Origin of the sequence: Mesorhizobium sp. M6A.T.Cr.TU.016.01.1.1 (genome assembly GCF_003952585.1) — a bacterium.
Taxonomy (GTDB): Bacteria; Pseudomonadota; Alphaproteobacteria; order Rhizobiales; family Rhizobiaceae; genus Mesorhizobium; species Mesorhizobium mediterraneum.
Genome location: NZ_CP034452.1, coordinates 5,191,415 through 5,212,743 on the forward strand (window position 1 = coordinate 5,191,415; position 21,329 = coordinate 5,212,743).

Consider the following 21,329-nt stretch of genomic DNA (forward strand, 5'->3'; position numbering starts at 1 on the left):
GCTTCCAATGGTGGATCAATCGATCGCTGGTGCGGGCACCATGGCGACAGCATCCGACGGCGACCGTTCGGGGCGGGCGCGCATCGTCATTCTGCTTTTATGCCTGGGACTTGCCGTTGCCGTCCTGCTGTCGCTGACATCAGGCGCATCCGATGCCTCCGCCGTCAGCGTCGTCGGCGACTGGCTGTTAGGCGCAGCACCCGGCAATGAGGCGCTGAGCGCCCGCGACCGCCTGATCGTCTACGATATCCGCCTGCCGCGCGTCATCCTCGGTGTGCTGATCGGCGCCGCGCTTGCCGTCTCCGGCGCGGTCATGCAAGGGCTGTTCCGCAACCCGCTGGCAGATCCCGGTCTCATCGGGGTTTCGGCTGGGTCGAGCCTCGGCGCGGTGGCCGTCATCGTGCTTGGCGCCACGGTGCTGGCGCCGATAACTTCGGTGCTGGGCACGCTCGCTCTGCCGCTTGCCGCGTTCTGCGGCGGGCTGGCGACGACATTGGTGCTCTATCAGGTCGCCACCCGGCAAGGCCGAACCTCGGTTGCCACCATGCTGCTCGCCGGTATTGCGCTGGCTGCCCTTGCCATGGCGCTGACCGGCATCCTGATCTTCATGGCCGACGACCGGCAGTTGCGCGACCTGACCTTCTGGCAGCTCGGCTCGCTCGCCGGCGCGACCTGGCAAAAAATCGGCTCAGTCGGGCCGATCATCGTGCTGGCGTTAGCGGCGATGCCGTTCCTGGCGCGCGGCCTCAACGCGCTGGCGCTGGGCGAAGCCACCGCCGGCCATCTCGGCATCCCGGTGCAGCGGCTGAAATACACTGCAATCATCGGCGTTTCGGCGGCGGTCGGGGCATCTGTCGCGGTCAGCGGCGGCATCGGCTTTGTCGGCATCGTGGTGCCGCATCTGTTGCGCTTGGCTATCGGCCCGGACAACCGTTATTTGCTGCCGGCGTCGGCCCTGCTTGGCGCTTGCCTGCTGCTTCTGGCCGATGCGATCGCCCGCACCATCGTTGCGCCGGCCGAGCTGCCGATCGGCATCGTCACCGCGATCGCGGGCGCTCCGTTCTTCCTCTGGATCCTGCTGCGTAAGCGTAGGGTCATCGACCTGTGAGAGGGGTTTTATGATCGAAGCGCGGGATGTCTCGGTGGCGATCGGTGGCAAGCGTATCGTCGCCAATGTCGATTTCGACATGCGGCCCGGCGAAGTCGCGGCCATCGTCGGCCCCAATGGTTCGGGCAAGACGACCTTCCTGAGGGCGTTGTCCGGCGATCTTGCCTATTCGGGAGAGGTCACCATCAACGGCCGCGACCTGTCGGTGATGAAACCGGTCGAGGCCGCGACGATGCGCGCCGTCCTGCCGCAGGCGACGACGTTGTCCTTTCCCTTCACTGTGCGCGAGATCGTCAGGCTCGGCCTGCTCGGCGGGCGCTCGGGCGCGCTTCCCGGTGAGGACGAGCGCCTGCCCGAACGGGCGCTGGCGCGGGTCGACCTCGACGGCTTTGCCGGCCGTTTCTACCAGGAGCTTTCGGGCGGCGAGCAGCAGCGCGTGCAGTTGGCCCGCGTGCTCTGCCAGGTCTGGGCGCCGGTCCTCGACGGCAAACCGCGCTATCTCTTCCTCGACGAGCCGGTTTCCAGCCTCGATATCAAGCACCAATTGATCATCATGAACATCGCCCGCGACTTCGCCAGACGGGGCGGCGGCGTGGTCGCCATCCTGCACGACCTCAATTTGACGGCCATGTATGCCGACCGGATTTTCGTCATGCATCGCGGCAGGCTAGCCGCCACCGGCTCACCGCAGGACGTGCTGAGCGACGATCTGATCGAAAAAGTGTTCGATTGCCGGCTGAGGGTAGGCGTGCTGCCGCCTGGAAATATGCCGTTCGTGTTGCCGCAGTCGGTCTGTTGATATTCAGGTGATGCCGGCCTGCAAATGGCGATTTCCTGCGCTTCCGGTACTCACGTACCCAAACGTACGTTCCGTTCCGGTTCTCGGAACCCACCATTTTCGGCTCGGCCTGACCTGAATCTCAACAGACCTAGCCAAACCGCGATGCGACCAGGATCAGGCGGCCGGCGCCCTTTGCACCAGCATGTCGATGCCGAGCAGGTGTCGCACATTCGGACGCGCCGCCACCATGTCGGCGATCGTGTAGCGCTCAAGCACGGCGAAGAAGGCGTTGAGCGCCTCGCGGAGCGCCGAATTCAGCGCGCAACTGTCGACCAGCGGACATTCGGCAGCATCGTTCTCGAAGCATTCGGCCATGGCGAAGCTCTCTTCGGTCACGCGCACGACGTCGAACAGCGTGATGGATTCGGCCGCGCGGCCGAGCCTGACGCCGCCGTTCCTGCCGCGCACCGTCTCGACCAGACCATGCTCGACCAAAGGCTGCAGGATCTTGAAGAGAAAAAGCTCGGACACCGAGTAGGCGGCCGCGATCTCTGGGATGCGGCTCAGCCGATCGGTATTCGCGGCGCAATACATCAGGATGCGCATGGCGTAGTTGGTCTGGCGTGTTAGCCGCATTTTGTCCTCACGAAGCATTAGCTCAGGCCTAATATGGCCTATACCTTGGAATAATTCCAGACAAGCATCGCATAATAGGTGAAGATTTTTGTCAAGTTTGCGCACGGGATCGTGCAAAACATGGCCCCGATTGGTCTGGCGCGCATTCGGGTGGGCGGATTACTAAGTTAAGTCCGCGAGATCGACCAGGAGCAGTTCATCCATGTCACAATCAGCACCGACTTTGGCATCCGCCCGGTTCGATGCCGACGCGGACGCCAAGCTTTCGGCGCTTCGGCGCACCAAGTTCGTCGCCACCGCAGCGCTGGCGCTGTGCGTCCTCGTCTTCGCGGCGGCCAAGTCGTTCGAGGGCCACTATCCGTGGCTGGGATTCGTCGCCGCTTTCGCCGAGGCGGCGACGATTGGCGGGCTGGCCGACTGGTATGCGGTGGTAGCGCTGTTCAGGCGGCCGCTCGGCCTGCCGATCCCGCACACCGCCATCATTCCGGAGAACCAGAACCGCATCGCCGACAATCTCGGCCGCTTCATCGAGGTCAATTTCCTGGCGCCGGAGCCGGTGCGCGAAAAGCTTGCCGAGGTCGACTTTTCCGCGCTCGTCGCGGACTGGCTGGCCGATCCCAACCGCGCCGCCGATCTATCGCATTTCGTCGGCCGGCTGGTGCCGCAGACGCTGGCGGCCGTCAAGCAATCGGGCCTGCGCGGCTTCGTCACCAGCCGCATGCTGGAGCAGATCGAAAAGGTGCCGCTGGCGCCGCTCGCCGCCGAGTTGCTGTCGGCCCTGACCGACGACCGCCGCCACCAAAGGCTGTTCGACGAATTCACCAAGGTCGTCGGCCGCTTTTTGAGCGACGAGCAGGCGCTGGCGAGCATGCGCGAGAAGATCCGCGAGGAACTGCCGTCGCTGTTCAACCTGTTTCGCGCCGACGCCTATCTGCTGAAGAAGATCGTCGCCTCCGCCGGTTCGCTGCTCGACGAGGTGAGGGCCGATCCCGAACACCCGATGCGCGCCGAATTCGACCGTTTTGTCCTGACCTTCGTCGAGCGGCTGAGGACATCCAAGCAATACGCCAAGCGCGCCGAGAAACTGAAGCGCGATTTCCTCGCCAGGCCGGAGCTGAAGGCGCTGGCCGGCGACATGTGGGAAAGCCTCAGCCTGTTCATCGAGCAGGACGCCAAGGCGTCGAATTCGATGATTCGCGCCCATCTCGCCAATATGTTCGTCGAAGTCGGCCGCCATCTTGCCGGCGACGCGCAGATCAGAGCCGACATGAACCAGGGGTTCGTCGTGGCGCTGTCTTCCTTCGTCGAAAGCCAGAAGAGCGGCGTCTCGAAATTCATCGCCGATCAGGTCAAGCGCTGGGACCTTGCCCAGCTCACCAGGCTGATCGAGATGAACATCGGCAGGGACCTGCAATATATCCGCTTCAACGGCATGGTCATCGGCGGCCTAGCCGGCCTCGTGCTCCATACGGTGGAATTGCTGTTCCTCGTCGGCTGAGGGCGATGTGTTGCGCCTGCGAATGGACCGCGAAGCACCAGTGCCCTATTCTTCTCCCCAGGTGCCGCAGTCGCAGCAACAGGGGAGAAGCAACCATGGCAAAGCAACCGGATCCCGGCTCTTTCATGGACATGTTCGGCAGGTTCGGCCGCGACCTGAAGCTGCCGAACGTCGATGTCGAGGCGATCCTCAACCATCATCGCAAGAACGTCGAGGCACTGGAAAAATCAGCCAGGGCAAGTGCCGCCGGCGCGTCGTCGCTATTCTCCAGGCAACGCGAGATGCTGCAGGACACGCTGCACGAAATCGCCGACATGGCGCAAAGTTACAGGGCGCCGGGCGATCCTCGGGAGTTGATGGCCAAGCAAGCGGCGTTCGCCAGGAAATCCTTCGAGACCGCATTGAAGAACGCCGGCGAGGTGGCCGAACTGGCCAGGAAATCCGGCACCGAATCGGTCGAGATCCTGCGCGACCGCATCAAGGAGGCGATGGAGGAAATCCGCACCGGCTACGACAAGAAGTAGGCTATTCCCAAGCCAAAGCAGACTTTTCTCCCGTTATCCGGCTCTTGGAAAGTCGTATTGTTGATTCTCGGCCCCGGCCAAGGCGCACAAAGTTTCTCTTGGCCCGGATAGCCTGTTTTGCGGCGCTGGACACAGGCATCGAGCGATCCGACCGAGGATACCGCAGCGGAACGCGCGGAGCGAATTGACAGAGGCGGCCGGTTCGTGGTCGGGAGGCAGGACAAGTGATCGGGAAAGCAGGCGATCGGGAAAGCAAGAATGACGCAAACACGGCCGAGGACGCCGCCGACCTACGAGCAGCTCAGGATGATGACCGGGCAGGAGCTCGGTGTGTCGGACTGGACGACGGTCGACCAGAGCCGCATCGACCAGTTCGCCGAATGCACGGGCGACCGCCAATGGATCCATGTCGATCCAGAGCGGGCGAAGCGGCAAAGCCCGTTCCGCACCACCATCGCGCATGGTTATCTGACACTGTCGATCATCGGCGCGCTGGCGCTCGACATGGGCATCGTGCCCGAAAACACGCAAGCCGCCTTCAACTATGGCTTCGACAAGGTGCGGTTCCTGGCGCCGGTCAGGGCCGGCGCGCGCATCAGACTGCGCATCACGCTTTTGTCCGTGGAGGACAAGGGCCCCGGCCAGTATCTGATGAAGGCCGCCAACATCGTCGAGATCGAAGGTGAGCAGAAGCCGGCGCTGACCGCCGAAACGCTCGTCATGCTTTACGAGCGGCGCAAGCGGGGCAGGGCCTGAGGCGAAGCGCCAAAGCCTGCATTTCCGTGATAGCGAAAATCAACGCGACATCGCCTCCTCGAGTGTCCTGAAAATTCTCTCGTCTGCCGACTGCGCGACGTTGAAGCGCAGGAAACGGCTGGCAGTTTGAGACAGGCTGAACGCATTGCCGGGCGCCAGCACGATAGTGGCCGACAAGGCGCGGCGGGCCATTTCAGCTGCATCCACGCCTTCCGGTAGGCTGCACCACAAGAACATGCCGGCCGGCTGGTCGATCCACGGCGTGATGCCGATCGCCTTCAGCCGCGTGCTTGTCTCAGCCATGGCGCGTGAAAGCCGCGTGCGCAACAAATCCACGTGCTTGCGATAGAGACCGTCCTTCAGCAGCGTCAGCACCAGTTCGGAGGCAAGCCTGCCGCTGCCAAAGGACGTGGCGATCTTGAGGTCGGTCAACCCATCCATCCAGTCGCGCGGAGCCGCGATGAAGCCGCAGCGCACCGACGCCGAAAGCGTTTTTGAGAAGCTGCCGATATGGACGACGCGGCCAAGACCGTCGAACGCCGCCAGCCTGGGTGCGGGCGTGTGTTCGAAGTCGGCAAAGATATCATCTTCGATGATCGTCAGGTCCGATTGGTCGGCGAGCTTGAGCAATCGATGGGCGACGACCGGCGACAGAATTGCACCTGTCGGATTGTGAAGCGCGGAATTGGTGATGTAGAGGCGCGGCTGGTGCTCGATCAGCGCCTGCGCGAACAGCTCGATATCCGGTCCCGTGGGCGTATAGGGAACGCCGACCACCTTGGCCCGGTGGGCGCGCAACAGGGCATGGAAGTTGAAATAGCAGGGATCGTCCACCAGCACCGTGTCGCCCGGCTCGAGCAGGAACCGGCACAGCAGGTCGATCGCCTGGGTGCCCGATTCCGTCAGCATGATCTGGTCGGGAGATGCCTCGATGCCGTGCCCTGCCATGCGCCGTGCGAGCAGATGACGCAGCGGCGGCAGCCCGAGAGGCGTGCCGTAATCCGTCAGCGTGACATCATCACCTCGTGCCAATGTCCGCAATGCCCGGCGCAATCCAGCCTCCGGCATCCACGATGCAGGCAGCCAGCCGCAGCCGGGTTTGAGCACACCGTCGCCGGCTTCCAGCGACTGGCGCGAAACCCAGAGCGGATCGACGGCACGGTCAAGCCTGGGGCCGATCTCGGCCAGCGACAAGGGAGCCAGCGGTCCGGCGGCATAGAAACCCGAACCTGGACGCGAGCGGATGATGCCTTCCGCCGCAAGACGCTCATAGGCTTCGACCACGGTGGATTTGGAAACCTGCATGGTTTTCGCGAAAGCCCGGATCGAAGGCAATCGTGTACCCGGTGTCAGGCTGCGCGCAGCGATCCTGTGCCTGATCGTCGCCATGACGCTTTCGACGAGCGTCCCGCTGCCCTCATTTGCCGTCGTCTGCTCGTCCATCCGTACCGCTCAGCCTACCATGACAGTTTTATCAAATTGTACCTCATTGTCTCTGGTGGCGCCATATGTCCGGCCCGATAGAGGCGAGAGCATCAGGAGCGTGCGATGGACAAGACGGCGGGTAGTTGGATCAACGGATTCGTGGGCGTGCTGATTTTCAGCGGATCGCTTCCGGCAACGCGTGTTGCGGTGATGGATTTCGATCCGACCTTCTTAACCGTCGCCCGTGCTGCCACGGCAGGCGTACTCGGCCTCGCGCTTCTGCTCATTTTTCGCCAGAAGCGTCCGGAGCGGCAGGATCTGTTGTCGCTGGCCATCGTGGCGCTCGGCGTCGTGGTCGGCTTTCCCTTGCTGACAGCATTGGCGCTCAAGCACATCACCTCGGCCCATTCCATCATCTTCGTCGGCCTGTTGCCGCTGGCGACCGCGATCTTCGGCGTCATTCGCGGCGGCGATCGCCCCAAACCGGCCTTCTGGCTGTTTTCGTGCCTTGGCAGCGCCCTCGTTGCCGGCTTTGCGGTGACGCAAGGCGTCTCGGCCTCGCCGGTAGGCGACATGCTGATGCTGGGCGCAATCATCCTGTGCGGACTGGGCTATGCGGAAGGAGCCACGCTGTCCCGCAAACTTGGTGGCTGGCAGGTGATCTCATGGGCGCTCGTATTGTCGCTGCCGGTCATGCTGGCTCTGACACTCATCACCATGCCACCGTCGCTCGAACCCGTTGGCAAGGCCGCCTGGATTGGCTTGGCCTACGTCTCGCTGTTCAGCATGCTGATCGGTTTTGTGTTCTGGTATCGCGGACTGGCGCAAGGCGGCATCGCTGCGGTCGGACAGTTGCAACTCCTCCAGCCGTTCTTCGGCCTCGGGCTGGCGGCAGTGCTGCTGCACGAGCAGGTCAGTCCTGCCATGATCGCCGTCACCGCCGCCGTCGTGCTTTGCGTTGTCGGGGCGAAGAGGTATGCGAGATAGGCGTCGACGGTTGGCTAGAACCTAGTCACCACGCCGATGCCGATGCCTTCGAAGCCGCCCATCGCCATCAAGGCCGCGGGCGCTTCGTCAAGGCTGATCCGCTTGCCGACCAGCAGTTCAGGTTTCAGCTTGCCGGTGCGGATCATCTCCATCATCGCCTGGTAGCGGTAGGCCTGCATGCCGTGGCTGCCGCGGATTTCGAGCTCGAAGGCGATCACCTTGTCCATCGGAATCTGTGGCCTGGCGTGTTCGCCGAGCATCAGGCCCACCTGCACATGGCGGCCGCGCCGGCGCAGGTTCGCGATCGAGTTGAACGAGGTCGTCGAATGGCCGAGGGCGTCCATCGACATATGCGCGCCGCCATTGGTGATCTGCTTGACCGCCTTGACCACGTTCGGCGTTTTGGCGGCGTTGATCGTCGCCACGGCGCCGATCTTGCTGGCGAAATCCAGCTTCTCGTCGGTCAGGTCGATGGCGATCACGTTGGCGCCCATGGCGCTGGCGATCATGATCGCCGACAGGCCGACGCCGCCGCAGCCATGCACGGCCACCCACTCGCCGGGCGTCACCCGGCCCTGGTCGACAATGGCGCGGAACGAGGTGACGAAGCGGCAGCCGAGGCCGGCGGCGGTGGCGAATTCCATCTCGTCCGGCAAGCGGACCAGATTGGTGTCGGCATGGTCGATGGCGACATATTCGGCGAACGAGCCCCAGGCGGTGAAGCCGGGCTGGGACTGATGTTCGCAGACCTGATGGTTGCCCGAGCTGCATTCGAAGCAGTGGCCGCAGCCGACGGCGAACGGCACGGTGACGCGCTCGCCGGTCTTCCAGCGGGTCACTTGGCTACCGGCCGCCACCACGACGCCGGCAAGCTCGTGGCCGGGCACGTGCGGCAGGCTGATGCCGTCGTCATGGCCCATCCAGCCATGCCAGTCGCTGCGGCAGAGACCGGTCGCCTCGACCTTGATGACGACGCCGCCCATTGCCGGCTCCGGATCGGGAACGGTTTGGATGGTCGGCGTTTCGCCGAACTTTTCGAAGACGACGGCTTTCATCGGCAATTCCTCATGCTTTGATCCAAACTGCTCTATTCGGCATCGATCTGGTTCTCGGGTGCTGCCTTTTGGAAGGCCGGCAGCGCCATGCAGGCGGCGTGGATGCGTGTGATCGTCGGATAGGGCGTCATGTCGACGCCGAAACGGGCATTGCTGGTGACCTGTGCGACCAGGCAGATGTCGGCCAGCCCCGGTGTGTCGCCATGGCAGAATGTCCCGGTTTCGGGCGAGGAAGCCAGAATCTTTTCAAGCGGCTGGAAGCCTTCGTTCACCCAGTGCCGGAACCAGTTGACGACGTCCTCGTCGCCGGCGCCGAACAGAGTGCGCAATGATGTCAGCACACGCAGATTGTTCACCGGATGGATGTCGCAGGCGATCATCTGCGCCAGCATCCTGACGCGGGCCCGGCCAAGGGCGTCCTGGGGCAAAAGCGGCGGTTCGGGCCAAGTCTCGTTCAGAAATTCGATGATTGCCAGTGATTGCGTCAGCAGCGTGCCGTCGCCCAGGATCAGTGCCGGCACCAGCCCCTGCGGATTGACCGAGAGATAGGCGGGCTCGAGATGCTCGCCGTGCCGAAGATGATGCGGCACGTATTGGTAGGTCAGGCCCTTCATCTCCAGCGCGATCCGCACCCGGTAAGAGGTGGAGGAGCGGTAGTAGTTATGAAGGACGAGGTCGCTCATTCCCGCACATTCGGCCGATTTGGGCGGCCGGGCAAGGCATGGTGGTCCGGAAATTGCCATCTCCGCCTTTCGGCTAGAGATGGCGATGTACTATTTGCCAATAATCTGGCCACGGTCACTGGGCTATTCTATCCTGCCTGAACCGAAACGAATGCCATGACCGCAGTCAACGATCGCGCCCGGTTTCTGATCATCGACGACCACCCGCTGTTTCGCGAGGCGCTGCACAGCGCTGTGCAAATGGCCTATCCGGACGTGGACACTGTCGAGGCGCGTTCGATCACCGAGGCATTTGAGCTTCTGGCGGATGCCAAGCCCTTCGATCTCGCGCTGCTCGACCTCAGCATGCCGGATGTGCATGGCTTCGACGGGCTGCTGCAGCTTCGGACCCGCTATCCGCGCCTGCCGGTGGTCATCGTTTCGGGGCATGAGGAGCCCAAGATCATTTCCGAGGCGCTGTCCTATGGCGCGGCCGGCTTCATCCCGAAATCGGCGCGCAAGAGCGATCTGGCCGCCGCCATCCGCTCGGTGATGGAAGGTGCGATCTACGTGCCCGAAACCTACGAAGGCCAGCCGCCGGACGCCAACAGCACCGACCGCGCCGAAATGGTGCAGCGGCTTGCCAAGCTGACGCCGCAGCAATTGCGGGTGCTGCAGATGCTGCGCCAGGGCTTGCTCAACAAGCAGATCGCCTACGAGCTGCAGGTCGGCGAGACCACGGTCAAGGCACATGTCTCCGAGATCCTGCGCAAGCTCAACGTCTACAGCCGGACGCAAGCCGTCATCGAGGTTTCGAAGCTCGACAGTGCCGAGCTGTTTCGCGGCCAGGCGGGGTTTTGAGAGCCGGCTGCGGTTTTAACTATCGAAAAACGATTTGAGGTCCAGCTCCTGGAAAAAGTTCCATATGCTTATGATGCTGAGTTCTGATTCGTCGGTGCTATGCAATGTTAGGATAATGTTAGTTCCATCATTCGACTTGAACTTCGTTAAGATGAAACGCGTCCCATCCTCCTGCAACTCAATGCCCGTCGATTTCTCCAAATTCGCTCCGGCTCGTCGAATCCTCTTTGAAGAATCTTCGAATTGCTCGAGCATCGATTTGTCACTCGAAAAGGGCTCATCCGGAAGAGACTTGAATTCTTCCCACGAGCCTGAGATGGCCGCCTGCAATACCCTCTCGATTCGGTCTCTTTCGGATGAACTAAGTTCTAAAGTGGCCATTCGTCTTTGCCCCAGAGCTAGGACGGAACACGGTGACAGTGCACCATTTTCTTGTCGCTAGCGGTCTTCTGCCCGTGTCTTTGAGGGATCAAGCCAGCAAATGCGCCAGCAGCGCGCGCAGTTGTGCCGGTTTCAGCGGCTTGCGCATCAGCTCGATGCCGGCCGCGCGGGCGGCTTTGGCAATTTTTTCCGAACCGTCGGCGGTGACGATCAGCGCCGGCACGGCACGGCTGAGATAATCGCGGACCTCGGCGATGGTCGTGGTGCCGAGATCGCCGCCGTCGAGATGCTGGTCGGCTATGACGATGTCCGGCACCCAGTCCGTATCGCCAAGCATGTCGAGCGCATCACCGGTCGAGGTGGCGGGGCGCACCAGGCATTGCCAGCGCTCGAGCAGGGACGTCATCGCCTGCAGCACCTCGATGTCGTTCTCGACCAGCAGCACCTTTGTGCCGAACAGACCGTAGCCGCGCGGCCGCTCCATGTCGGCGGTGCTGGCAATGGCATCGACGCTAGCGCCGATCCCGACCGGAACGTCGATATGGAAAATCGTGCCGTGTCCGACCTTCGACGAAAACGTCACGGGATGGCCGAGTGCGGCGGCGATGCGGCGCACGATGGCCAGGCCCAATCCCAGCCCGCCGCCGGCAAGCCCGGCATCGGTCGGGATCGTGCCGCGGTGGAATTCCTCGAACACGGCCTCGCGCTGGTCGTCGGGTATGCCGCAGCCGGTATCGGCGACATCTATGCGGATCGTGTCGCCGCGATGCCTGGTGCCGACCAGCACGCCGCCGGAGCGGGTGTAGCGCAGCGCGTTGGAAAGGATGTTCTGCAGGATACGGCGCAGCAAGGTGCGGTCCGAGCGCACGACGGCGTTGACCGGCCGGAACTTTAGCGTCAGGCCCTTCATTTCGGCGACCGGCAGGAAATCCGAGCGCAGCGACGAAAACAGCATCTCCAGGCTGACGTCGCCGATATCGGGCTGCACGACACCGGCGTCGAGCTTGGAAATGTCGAGCAGGGTGCGGAGCAGATCCTCCATCGTCTCCAGCGACCGCTCGACCTGCCGGACCAGTTTTTTGCCTTCGTCGCTGGTCTGCACTTCGGCCAGCGCCGAGACGGAGAGATGCGCGGCGTTCAGCGGTTGCAACACGTCGTGGCTGGCGGCGGCCAGGAACCTGGTCTTGGACAGGTTCGCCAGCTCGGCGTTTTCCTTGGCCGCGCTGAGATCGATATTGGACTGTTCCAATCTACGCAGTGTCGAGTGCAATTCCTCGGTGCGCGTACGCACTCGATTCTCGAGCGAAATCGCGGTCTGGAACAGCGAGAACGCGTTGCCCTGCTGTTCCATAGAGCGCTCGACGCGGCTGACGAGGGCTGCGTTGATCTTCTTCAGCTTCTCCAGGTCGTTGATGTTCCTGAGCGGCATAAGAACCTCCTACTCCGCCGCCTGCCGCTCTCCGAAAGCGATGCCGGTGAAAGTCTGGTTCAGATGCATCGACCGGTACTGTTCGCCATAGGTGCCGAAGCCGATGACGTTGTTGACCTTGTAGAGTTCCGAAATCTCTCGAAAGACCTGGCGGTTGCGCGCGTCGAGCCTGCGCAGCACGCAGTCGAAACCGAGGATCATGTCGATGCCGCCAAGCCTTTCCTCGACATCCCTAAGGGCGGCCCGCGTCGATTCGACCATGTTCTTGGGCTGGGCGATGGAAAGGACGACGCCATCGTCGATGGCGCAGAAGAACGACAGCGAGCCGTCCGCGTGCATCTTCTGGATCGAGCGGCAGTAAAATTCGCCGCCCACTTTCAACACCACCGGGTGCGAGGCAAAACTCAGCGGCGTCAGCATCTGCGGGATGACGCCGACCGAGGCGGCATATTCCTCGGCGGCATTGGTGGCGTTGAATTCGCGCACGGTGCGGTGATCGGGATCGGATGCGGTCACCACCAGCTTCTCGTCGGTGGGGACGAAATTGTCGGTCTTGAACACGTGGAAAGGAATTTCCGTGGTGATCAGCACGATGATGGCGCTGTCGGAGGCAACCTTGCCGTTCGAGATCAGCCGCGTCGTCTCGAATTTCAGATCATCGCCCGCCGACCCGCCGATCAGCGGAATGTCGTCGAGCCCCCAATGGATGGCGGAGGTCACGGCTTCTTCGGCATAGGACAGCCCGTCGATGAAGCAGAGCGCGAAAGTGGTGTCAGCTCGCTCGTGCCCGACGCGCCCGCGTAACGAACGCCTCAGCGCCTCGACTTCGCCGGTGATCCCGTCCATGCCCGATGAGGACAGATTTTCGACCATGGTGCTGGCTGCCGAAAACGTTGCGGAGGGAAGCAGCATGGCCAGGACCTGGCCGTCCTCCAGGCCTTTGGGCGTAATCTCGCCGGCCGTCGAGCAGCCGGCATAGAGGAGCGCCGGCGCTTGGGCTTTCAGCGCTTCCGAAAGGGCGACTGCCTCGACGAGGCTCTGCGAGAAAAACAGCAGGGCGAAGCCGGCATCGACGGCTGCGGCTTCCACCGCCACCGCCCGGGCGAACGCATCCGCGTCGGGTTCGTCGGTAGTGAGCACCGATAGGCCGCATGCATAGCGCGTCCGTGAACTGGCCAGCGGCTTCCTCCTCCATTCCTCCGACGCGCTTTTTGTGCGCGTCTGGCGCGCCGGCGTCGAGGGCATTGTTGTCTTCAAGCGCCACTTTGGCAATGAGCCAACATGACGGATTTGAATTTTCTGCTATTTTTGACGGCGTCAGCGTTCAGAAACTTCAAATCCAGAACCACACTGGCCAGAACTACACTGGAAGGGAGCGTGATCCATGGACGCCCAGGTCAGGAAGCTGTTCGAAAGGTATGAGCAGCTTTTCCGGAAATCCCTCGCCGGCGATGCCGACATGGACGAAGTCGCATCGGTCTACGCCTCCGCCTTCATCGCGGCGTCGCCTGCCGGCGTCATGGTCGGGAACAACGACGACCAGTTCAAGCAGGCTATGGAGCAAGGCTATGCTCATTATCGGGCGATCGGCACGAAGGAGATGCGAATACGCGATGTTCGCATCTCGCCGATAGACGAGCATCATTGCGTTGCCCACGTCGCCTGGACGTCGATCTATGCCCGAAAAGACGGACCGGACGTCACGATAGATTTCGACGTCCACTACCTCGTGCAGAAGCTGGGCGGAGAGCCCAAAGTATTTGGGTGGGTATCAGGCGACGAGCGGGAGGTTCTGAGAAAACACGGCATCGGCTGAAATCGGCTTGGCCAGCCCGGCCGCTGATGGCCGGAAGGCGGCATCGCACAGCGACCGTTTTTCGCTTCGTTGCGCCATTTCCTGTCTTTGCGTGACCGAAAGTACAATAGGCGGATTTTCGGACGAACTGCATTCTCGCAATCTCGGCATTCCGCGGCACTTTTTCCCCGTGCTTTATGCGGTATAAGAATAGCGGACAGATGGAGGGCTCGGGCAACACCGACGCCAGAACGACCAAGGTAGCACCCAGGGAGGTTTCATGTCGGACGTATCGTTTACGGTCAACGGAAAGCGAGTCAGCGGCGCTGCCGAAGACCGTACGCTTCTGGTTCATTTCTTGAGGGAGAATCTCGGCCTGACCGGGACGCATGTCGGCTGCGACACCTCGCAATGCGGCGCCTGTGTGATCCATGTCGATGGCAAGGCGGTAAAATCCTGCACGATGCTTGCGGTGCAAGCCTCCGGGTCGACCATCGTGACGATCGAAGGCTTGGCGGACGGCGCTGACCTGCATCCGGTGCAGGCGGCGTTCAAAGAGCATCATGGGCTGCAGTGCGGTTTCTGCACGCCGGGCATGATCATGGCGGCGACCGACATGATCAACCGTCACCCCGAAGGCCTCGACGAGGCCACGGTGCGCGCCGAGCTCGAAGGCAACATCTGCCGCTGCACCGGCTACCACAACATCGTGAAGGCGATCCTCGCCGCATCGGAGACGATGTCTTCGAAGGGCAAGGCCAAGCAAGCAGCATAAGGGCAGTAAGGGAGTAGGGCAGTAAGGCAGTAGGGAAATTGGCTCAAATCCCTACTGCCTTACTGCCCTACTGCCCTACTCACCTAGTTCAGCAATTCGGGAGGAATTTCTGCGATGGGCATTGAAGGTGTTGGCGCTCGTGTAGCGCGCAAGGAAGACAGGCGGTTCATTACCGGCGCCGGGCGCTATGTCGACGACATGGTGGTTCCCGGCATGAAGCATGCGGCCTTCGTGCGCAGCCCGTACGCGCATGCACAGATCAAGAAGATCGATGTCAAAAAGGCTCAGGCCATGCCGGGCGTCATCGGTGTGCTGACCGGCAAGGAGCTCAAGGCCGACGGCATCGGCAATCTCATCTGCGGGTGGATGATTCATTCCAAGGACGGCTCGCCGATGAAGATGGGGGCATGGTCGCCGCTGGCCTTCGATAGGGTCCGCTATGTCGGCGACGCGGTGGTGGTCGTGGTCGCCGAAACCAAGGGCCAGGCGCGCGACGCGGCCGAAGCGGTCGACATCACCTATAAGGAATTGAAAGCAGTCGTCGATGCTCCGAAGGCGCTCGAAAGGAGCGCACCGCAGATCCATCCGGAAGCCGACGGCAACCTGATTTTCGACTGGGAGCTCGGCGACAGCACAGCGACCAATGCGGCGATCAAGGCCGCTGCCCACGTCACCCGCATGAAGATCGTCAACAACCGGCTGGTGCCCAACGCCATGGAGCCGCGTGCGGCACTAGGCTATTACAACAAGGCCGAGGACCACTACACGTGTTGGACGACCTCGCAGAATCCGCATCTCGCGCGCCTGGTGATGAGCGCCTTCTACAATGTCGCTCCGGAAAACAAGCTGCGCGTCATCGCGCCGGATGTCGGCGGCGGCTTCGGCTCGAAGATCTACATCTATCCGGAAGAAATCATCTGCCTCTGGGCCTCGAAGAAGACCGGCGTGCCGGTCAAATGGGTGGCCGACCGCACCGAGAGTTTTCTCACCGATGCCCATGGCCGTGACCATGTCTCGACGGTGGAGATGGCCTTCGACAAGGACAACAGGATCACCGGACTGAAGGTCGACACCATCGCCAATCTCGGTGCCTACATGTCGCTCTTCTCGTCCTGTGTGCCGACCTATCTCTACGCGACGCTGTTGTCGGGCCAGTACGATATTCCGGCGATCCACGCCAATGTGCGCGCCGTCTACACCAACACCGCGCCGGTCGACGCCTATCGCGGGGCAGGGCGGCCGGAGGCCACCTATCTGCTCGAACGCACGATGGAGACCGCCGCTCGCGAATTGGGCGTGTCACCGGCGGAGCTTCGCCGAAAGAACTTCATCACATCGTTCCCGCACCAGACGCCGGTCATCATGAATTATGACGCCGGCGATTATGCCGCCTCGCTCGACGCGGCGATGGCGGCTGCCGACTATGCCGGCTTTGCCAAGCGCAAGACCGCCGCCGCCAACAGAGGCAAGCTGCGCGGCATCGGCTTGAGCAACTATATCGAGGCCTGCGGCCTGGCGCCGTCGGCGGCGGTCGGCAGTCTTGGAGCGGGTGTCGGCCTTTGGGAAAGTGCCGAGGTGCGCGTCAATGCCGCCGGCACCATCGAGGTGCTGACCGGCTCGCACAGCCATGGCCAGGGCCATGAGACGACTTTCGCGCAACTGGTCAACCAGCGCTTCGGCGTGCCGATAGACAGCGTCTCGATCGTCCATGGCGATACCGACAAGGTGCAGATGGGCATGGGAACCTACGGTTCGCGCTCGGGCGCCGTCGGCATGTCGGCCGTCGCCAAGGCGCTCGACAAGGTCGAGGCCAAGGCCAAGAAGATCGCCGCGCATCTGCTCGAGGCCGACGAGGGCGACATCGTCATCGAAAACGGCGCGTTGAAGGTCACAGGCACCGATAAGAGCGTGCCGTGGTTCCAGATGGCGCTTGCGGCCTACACCGCCCACAACTTGCCAGGCGGCATGGAGCCGGGGCTGAAGGAGACGTCGTTCTACGATCCGTCGAACTTCACCTTCCCGGCCGGCTGCTATGTCTGCGAGGTGGAGATCGATCCGGAAACCGGCGTGACCGAGATCGTCCAGTTCGTCGCCGCCGACGATTTCGGCAACATCATCAACCCGATGATCGTCGAAGGCCAGGTGCATGGCGGCGTCGCCCAAGGCATCGGCCAGGCCTTGCTGGAGGGCACTCGCTACGACGCCAGCGGGCAGCTTTTGACGGCGAGCTATATGGACTACGCCATGCCGCGCGCCGACGATTTGCCGTCGTTCAAGGTCTCGACCTCGAACACGCCGTGCCCGGGCAATCCGCTCGGCATCAAGGGCTGCGGTGAGGCCGGCGCCATCGGCTCACCGCCGGCGGTGATCAACGCCATCACCGACGCCATCGGCATCACCGATATCGCCATGCCGGCATCGCCGTCCACGGTCTGGGCAGCGATCCGGGCAACGAAACACTGAAACAGGAGTGAGTAGTGAATAGTCAGTAGTGAATAGTTACGATTGAGGCAAAATCGACCGGCATTACTACTCACTACTCACTACTAACTACCCACTATTTCACGGGAGACTCCCAATGTACTCAGTCAACTATCACCGCGCCGCCTCCGTCGCCGATGCCGCCAAGCTGCTCAAGAGCGGCGATGCAAAGCTTTTATCGGGCGGCATGACGTTGATCCCCGCGATGAAGACACGGCTTGCCGCGCCTTCCGACCTGGTCGACCTGTCGCGGATCAAGGACCTGCAAGGCGTCAAGGTGTCGGGCAAGACCGTCACCATCGGCGCGGCCACCACGCATCACGATGTCGCCAGCGACGAAAAGCTGAAGAGGGCGTGTCCGGCGCTCGCCCATATGGCGTCCCGGATCGGCGACCCGGCGGTGCGCTACAAGGGCACGATCGGCGGCTCGATCGCCAACAACGATCCGGCGGCCGACTATCCGGCAGCACTTCTGGCGCTCGACGCCACCATCGTCACCAACAAGCGCGAGATCGCGGCCGGCAAGTTCTTCACGGGCCTGTTCGAGACGGCGCTGAAAGACGGCGAGATCATCACTGCCGTGACCTTCACCGCGCCGGCCAAGGCGGCCTATGAAAAGTTCCGCAATCCCGCCTCGCGCTATGCGATCGTCGGGGTTTTCGTGGCCAAGGGCAAGGACGGCGTCAGGGTCGCCGTCACCGGGGCCGGCGACGACGGCGTCTTCCGTTCGAAGGAAATCGAGGCGGCGCTGACCAAGAGTTTCACGGCCGCCGCGCTCGACGGCATGAAGATTTCGGCGAAGAATTTGATGAGTGACATCCACGCCTCGGCCGATTATCGGGCCAATCTGATCGCGGTGATGGCCAAGCGCGCCGTGGCTGCCGCCAACGGCTGAAGATACCGATTGCCGGCCCTGGGATTGCCAGCTTTGGGAAAGGGGCCTTCGCGGCCCCTTTTTTCGTCGCTCTCGGGTCAGATGGCCGGACATGCCAGAGTGTTGCCATCTCGCACTTGCACAACATTCTATTGCACTGCAATATGCCTGGAGGAAATGCGAGCCGGGGCTCGGAGCGCACAGTCATAGCCTGCAGCCCTTTCGCATCATTCAAATGCGAAGGGACCGGCATGACGGATATCTCCGCGACGCAGCTTGTCGTGTCTCGGTCCGCCGCCGACACATCGTCACGAACAAGGCTGGCCTATCTCGACGGATGGCGCGGCCTGTCGATCGCACTGGTGCTGATCGGCCACTTCTTTCCCGTTCCCGGACTCAACCTCGGTGTCATGGGCGTCGAGTTCTTTTTCGTGCTCAGCGGCCGGCTGATGGCCGAGATTCTCTTTATCGAACGCTATCCGCTCAAGGCGTTCTTCAAGCGCCGGTTCTCCCGCATCTATCCGGCGCTGCTGGTTTTCGTCGTCGCTTCGATGGTTGCCTTGTCCGGCACCTTTGTCGCCTTCAAGTGGAAGGCGGCGCTGACGGCGCTGACATTCACCTACAATTATGCCGGAATTCTCGTTAGCCGCGCCGGCGCGCTCGACCATATCTGGTCGCTGTGCGTCGAAGAACATGCCTATGTCATCCTGGCGCTGATCAGCTTTGTCGTTTCGGGGCGTGCCCGCGTTGTCGTGCTGCTCAGTGCGCTGTCGGTGCTGGCCATGGCGAACGGCGCGATTTCGTACTGGGTCTTCGGCATGGACTACGAGACCACCTATTGGCGAACCGACGTGCACATCGCCTCGATCCTGCTGTCGGCGGTGATATGTCTGCTCAAGGCCGACGACAGGCTGCCGGCCTTGTTCAAGGGGCCGCATGTCGCGGTTGCGGCGTCCGTCGGGGCGGTTCTTCTGTTCATGGATATGGTGCCGACGCCAATCCACTATCTGATCGCGGTGCCGCTGTTGGCGCTCGCCGTCAATTCGCTCGACTTCAGCGCTCGTTACCTGACCGGATTTTTGTCCGCCTGGCCTATGGCGACGCTGGGGCTGTGGTCGTATTCGCTCTATCTGTGGCAGCAGCCGTTCTACAAGTTCGTCTATTCGCAGGGCAGTGCGCCGCTGCTGATGCTGGCCGGGGCGTTCGCGTGCGCTTTGTGCAGCTATTACATCGTCGAAAAGCCGGCTCGCGCTTGGCTGAACCGCAACTGGTAGAGTTGTCGCCTCAGCCGGTGATCTGCCTGGTATAGTAGCGCACCGCCTTCTTGCCGCCATGGATCACCGCATCGCCGACCTCGACGAAGCCGAGCGCTGCGTGAAAGGCATCCGAAGCCGGATTGGGCGGCTCGGCATTCACCTCGCAAGTGACGACGGTCTGGCCGGCACGCGAAACATGGTCGAATAGATCCTCATAGAGCCTGCGGGCATGGCCGCGGCCACGCGCTTCTCCCGCGACGACGACACGGTCGACATAGACGAAGCGCGGATAGCGCTCGCGAAACCACAGGAAGTTCGGGCTGTCGTAGCGGGCCTGCTGGTCGAAGGTCATGATGAAGGCTTCGAGCGCACCGATGCGACGCGCATAAAACGCCTCGCCGAGTAGGAAGGACAGGCGCTCTGGCTCAAGCCACGACAACTCGGCCGCGTGCTCGTTGTTGAGGGCGAGGACGGCGGGCTCGTCCTGCGGCGAGACTTTTTCGATCGGCAAGCGTGCTTGCGTCACGTGTTTTCTTCCTTCCGGGATCATGCTCTCGCCGCCGCAATCGTCGTCGCCACCAGCGCCGCGTCGGTCACCGTGTTGCGGTACTCGCGGTCGAGGTCGGTGCCGCCCATGCCAACCTGGGGATTGCGGTAGCGCATGGCGCTCGGCACGTCCTTGAGTGCGGCGAAGTGCATTTCCGTCAGTCCGGTTTTTTCCCGCACCTCGGCGATATTCCTCGGGTCGAGCCCGCCGCAGCCGAGAATGATGATGCGCTTCCCCGCCTGCCGGACGAGGTCCGCCAGCAGGGCTATGCCTTCCAATGCGGTGTCGCGCTGGCCGCTGGTCAGCACGCGGCCGACCTTGCTGCGGATCAGCGCTTCCAGCGCTTCTGCCGGATCGCGCGTCATGTCGAAGGCACGGTGGCAGGTCACGTTCAAGGACCCTGCCGCCTGTGCCAATTCGCTCATGCGCTTTTCGTCGATGGTGCCGTCGGCGCTCAGGCAGCCGACGACGACACCGGCCACGCCAAGCTCGCGCAGCGCGCGCACATCGGCGAGCATCGAACTGTATTCGGCCTCGCTGTAGAGAAAATCGCCGCCGCGCGGCCGCACGATGACGTGGAATGGGATCGTCGCCAGCTCAAGCGCGGCGCGCACGGTGCCAAAACTCGGCGTGATGCCGCCTTCGACGAGGCTGGCGCACAGCTCGACCCGGTCGGCGCCGGCGACCTGGGCGGCGAGCAGGCCATCTATGCCTTCGACGCAGATTTCGATCAGCGGCAGGCGAGGGCGTTCGGTGTCGGTCACGGGGGCATCCGTTGCTGATTCAAGACGTGCAGCCCTAGCATCGGGCCCCTTGCCGTGAAAGCCGGAACTATTGGCTCAACGCGCGACAGGTCGTTGCCGTTTGCATTGCCGCCAGTTCCTCACTTGACACATTCATAACCCGTGAGTTATGCGTCAATTCATAACCAATCAGTTATTGTTTTGCATGGACGGCGCGACATCCGGCTCGGCAGAACGCACTCGCACAAAACACGTCTGAACGAGACCACCATGCAAGCAAGACTGAAAGACCCTGTGCTTCTCATTCCCGGCGCGCTGCAGGCGCTGCTCGCGCTGGACAAGTCGACGGAAACGGCTGACCTGCCCAATGTGACACGCAAGCTCGTCCATTTGCGCGCCAGCCAGATCAATGGATGCAGCGTCTGTATCGACATGCATGCGCGCGAATTGAAGAAGGCCGGCGAAAAGGACGAACGCGTCTTCACCGTATCCGCCTGGCGGGAGACGCCGTACTTCACAGACGCCGAACGCGCGGCTCCTGCGCTTGCCGAGGCAACAACCCGGCTCTGCGACCGGCCGGACCCGGTGCCGGACGCGATCTGGGACGAGGCCGCCCGGCACTATGACGAGAAGGCGCCTGCCGCCCTGGTCGTCCAGATTGCCCTGATCAACGCCTTCAATCGCCTCAACGCCGCCACCAGGCAGATGGTCGGCGCCTGGGGGTGAGCCGGAGCGGCTCGCCGATCTGCGCCGTG

At 62.5% G+C, this 21,329-nt stretch carries 21 protein-coding genes; 13 read left to right on the forward strand and 8 right to left on the reverse strand.

The window, feature by feature from the left end; translation table 11 throughout:
• Positions 1-7 precede the first annotated feature (7 nt).
• Both EJ075_RS25205 and EJ075_RS25210 read left to right on the forward strand, forming a co-directional pair.
• Positions 8-1,108 carry an iron ABC transporter permease gene (locus EJ075_RS25205; protein WP_126106176.1) on the forward strand — a complete coding sequence of 367 codons (1,101 nt, stop codon included), beginning with the start codon at positions 8-10 and terminating at the stop codon, positions 1,106-1,108.
• Positions 1,109-1,118: 10 nt separating this feature from the next.
• Positions 1,119-1,907 (forward strand): heme ABC transporter ATP-binding protein, encoded by a 789-nt coding sequence (locus EJ075_RS25210; RefSeq protein WP_126106177.1) that lies wholly within the window; start codon positions 1,119-1,121, stop codon positions 1,905-1,907.
• 156 nt (positions 1,908-2,063) lie between these two features.
• Here EJ075_RS25210 and rirA read toward each other — a convergent pair whose 3' ends face one another.
• Positions 2,064-2,525: an iron-responsive transcriptional regulator RirA gene (gene rirA, locus EJ075_RS25215; RefSeq protein ID WP_126106178.1), complete on the reverse strand. Its 462-nt coding sequence runs from the start codon at positions 2,523-2,525 to the stop codon at positions 2,064-2,066.
• Positions 2,526-2,727: 202 nt separating this feature from the next.
• On the opposite strand from rirA, the gene EJ075_RS25220 reads away from it, so the two are divergent.
• The 3 genes from EJ075_RS25220 (at position 2,728) to EJ075_RS25230 (ending at position 5,303) form a co-directional block, all read left to right on the forward strand.
• Positions 2,728-4,023, forward strand: a complete 1,296-nt coding sequence (locus EJ075_RS25220) for a DUF445 domain-containing protein (RefSeq protein WP_126106179.1) — start codon at positions 2,728-2,730, stop codon at positions 4,021-4,023.
• A 95-nt stretch (positions 4,024-4,118) separates the two neighbouring features.
• On the forward strand, positions 4,119-4,547 hold the full coding sequence (locus tag EJ075_RS25225) for a phasin family protein (RefSeq protein WP_126106180.1): 429 nt from the start codon (positions 4,119-4,121) through the stop codon (positions 4,545-4,547).
• Positions 4,548-4,805: 258 nt separating this feature from the next.
• The gene (locus EJ075_RS25230; RefSeq protein ID WP_095486635.1) at positions 4,806-5,303 is read left to right on the forward strand and encodes a MaoC family dehydratase; all 498 of its coding nucleotides are present in this window, start codon (positions 4,806-4,808) and stop codon (positions 5,301-5,303) included.
• A gap of 39 nt (positions 5,304-5,342) precedes the next feature.
• On the opposite strand, the gene EJ075_RS25235 is transcribed toward EJ075_RS25230, so the two are convergent.
• A complete protein-coding gene (locus EJ075_RS25235) occupies positions 5,343-6,746 on the reverse strand; it encodes a PLP-dependent aminotransferase family protein (RefSeq protein WP_126106181.1) in 1,404 nt (467 codons plus the stop codon).
• 105 nt (positions 6,747-6,851) lie between these two features.
• Between EJ075_RS25235 and EJ075_RS25240 the strand changes: the two genes are divergently transcribed.
• A complete protein-coding gene (locus tag EJ075_RS25240; RefSeq protein WP_126106182.1) occupies positions 6,852-7,715 on the forward strand; it encodes a DMT family transporter in 864 nt (287 codons plus the stop codon).
• Between the two features lie 14 nt (positions 7,716-7,729).
• Here EJ075_RS25240 and EJ075_RS25245 read toward each other — a convergent pair whose 3' ends face one another.
• Positions 7,730-8,770: a zinc-dependent alcohol dehydrogenase family protein gene (locus EJ075_RS25245; RefSeq protein WP_126106183.1), complete on the reverse strand. Its 1,041-nt coding sequence runs from the start codon at positions 8,768-8,770 to the stop codon at positions 7,730-7,732.
• A 32-nt stretch (positions 8,771-8,802) separates the two neighbouring features.
• Positions 8,803-9,453, reverse strand: a complete 651-nt coding sequence (maiA, locus tag EJ075_RS25250; protein WP_126106184.1) for a maleylacetoacetate isomerase — start codon at positions 9,451-9,453, stop codon at positions 8,803-8,805.
• A 156-nt stretch (positions 9,454-9,609) separates the two neighbouring features.
• Here maiA and EJ075_RS25255 point away from each other — a divergent pair, with 156 nt between their 5' ends.
• Positions 9,610-10,293, forward strand: coding sequence for a response regulator transcription factor (locus tag EJ075_RS25255; protein ID WP_126106185.1), 684 nt, complete (start codon positions 9,610-9,612; stop codon positions 10,291-10,293).
• Between the two features lie 469 nt (positions 10,294-10,762).
• Here EJ075_RS25255 and EJ075_RS25260 read toward each other — a convergent pair whose 3' ends face one another.
• Together EJ075_RS25260 and EJ075_RS25265 are read right to left on the reverse strand one after the other, a co-directional pair.
• Positions 10,763-12,103, reverse strand: coding sequence for a hybrid sensor histidine kinase/response regulator (locus EJ075_RS25260; RefSeq protein WP_126106186.1), 1,341 nt, complete (start codon positions 12,101-12,103; stop codon positions 10,763-10,765).
• A gap of 9 nt (positions 12,104-12,112) precedes the next feature.
• Positions 12,113-13,348 carry an FIST signal transduction protein gene (locus EJ075_RS25265; RefSeq protein WP_101954494.1) on the reverse strand — a complete coding sequence of 412 codons (1,236 nt, stop codon included), beginning with the start codon at positions 13,346-13,348 and terminating at the stop codon, positions 12,113-12,115.
• A gap of 139 nt (positions 13,349-13,487) precedes the next feature.
• Here EJ075_RS25265 and EJ075_RS25270 point away from each other — a divergent pair, with 139 nt between their 5' ends.
• The 5 genes from EJ075_RS25270 to EJ075_RS25290 all read left to right on the forward strand — a co-directional run bounded on the left by EJ075_RS25270 (position 13,488) and on the right by EJ075_RS25290 (position 19,302).
• The gene (locus EJ075_RS25270; RefSeq protein WP_095485535.1) at positions 13,488-13,919 is read left to right on the forward strand and encodes a hypothetical protein; all 432 of its coding nucleotides are present in this window, start codon (positions 13,488-13,490) and stop codon (positions 13,917-13,919) included.
• Between the two features lie 259 nt (positions 13,920-14,178).
• Positions 14,179-14,673, forward strand: a complete 495-nt coding sequence (locus tag EJ075_RS25275; protein WP_126106187.1) for a (2Fe-2S)-binding protein — start codon at positions 14,179-14,181, stop codon at positions 14,671-14,673.
• A 114-nt stretch (positions 14,674-14,787) separates the two neighbouring features.
• Positions 14,788-17,136: a xanthine dehydrogenase family protein molybdopterin-binding subunit gene (locus EJ075_RS25280; RefSeq protein ID WP_126106188.1), complete on the forward strand. Its 2,349-nt coding sequence runs from the start codon at positions 14,788-14,790 to the stop codon at positions 17,134-17,136.
• Positions 17,137-17,251: 115 nt separating this feature from the next.
• On the forward strand, positions 17,252-18,049 hold the full coding sequence (locus EJ075_RS25285) for a xanthine dehydrogenase family protein subunit M (RefSeq protein WP_095485532.1): 798 nt from the start codon (positions 17,252-17,254) through the stop codon (positions 18,047-18,049).
• A gap of 230 nt (positions 18,050-18,279) precedes the next feature.
• Positions 18,280-19,302, forward strand: coding sequence for an acyltransferase (locus EJ075_RS25290; protein WP_126106189.1), 1,023 nt, complete (start codon positions 18,280-18,282; stop codon positions 19,300-19,302).
• A 10-nt stretch (positions 19,303-19,312) separates the two neighbouring features.
• Here the strand turns inward: EJ075_RS25290 and EJ075_RS25295 are convergent, their stop codons facing one another.
• Together EJ075_RS25295 and EJ075_RS25300 are read right to left on the reverse strand one after the other, a co-directional pair.
• Positions 19,313-19,810: a GNAT family N-acetyltransferase gene (locus EJ075_RS25295; protein ID WP_245458007.1), complete on the reverse strand. Its 498-nt coding sequence runs from the start codon at positions 19,808-19,810 to the stop codon at positions 19,313-19,315.
• A 20-nt stretch (positions 19,811-19,830) separates the two neighbouring features.
• Positions 19,831-20,595 carry a copper homeostasis protein CutC gene (locus EJ075_RS25300; RefSeq protein ID WP_126106191.1) on the reverse strand — a complete coding sequence of 255 codons (765 nt, stop codon included), beginning with the start codon at positions 20,593-20,595 and terminating at the stop codon, positions 19,831-19,833.
• A 249-nt stretch (positions 20,596-20,844) separates the two neighbouring features.
• On the opposite strand from EJ075_RS25300, the gene EJ075_RS25305 reads away from it, so the two are divergent.
• Positions 20,845-21,300 carry a carboxymuconolactone decarboxylase family protein gene (locus EJ075_RS25305; RefSeq protein ID WP_126106192.1) on the forward strand — a complete coding sequence of 152 codons (456 nt, stop codon included), beginning with the start codon at positions 20,845-20,847 and terminating at the stop codon, positions 21,298-21,300.
• Positions 21,301-21,329: the final 29 nt, after the last annotated feature.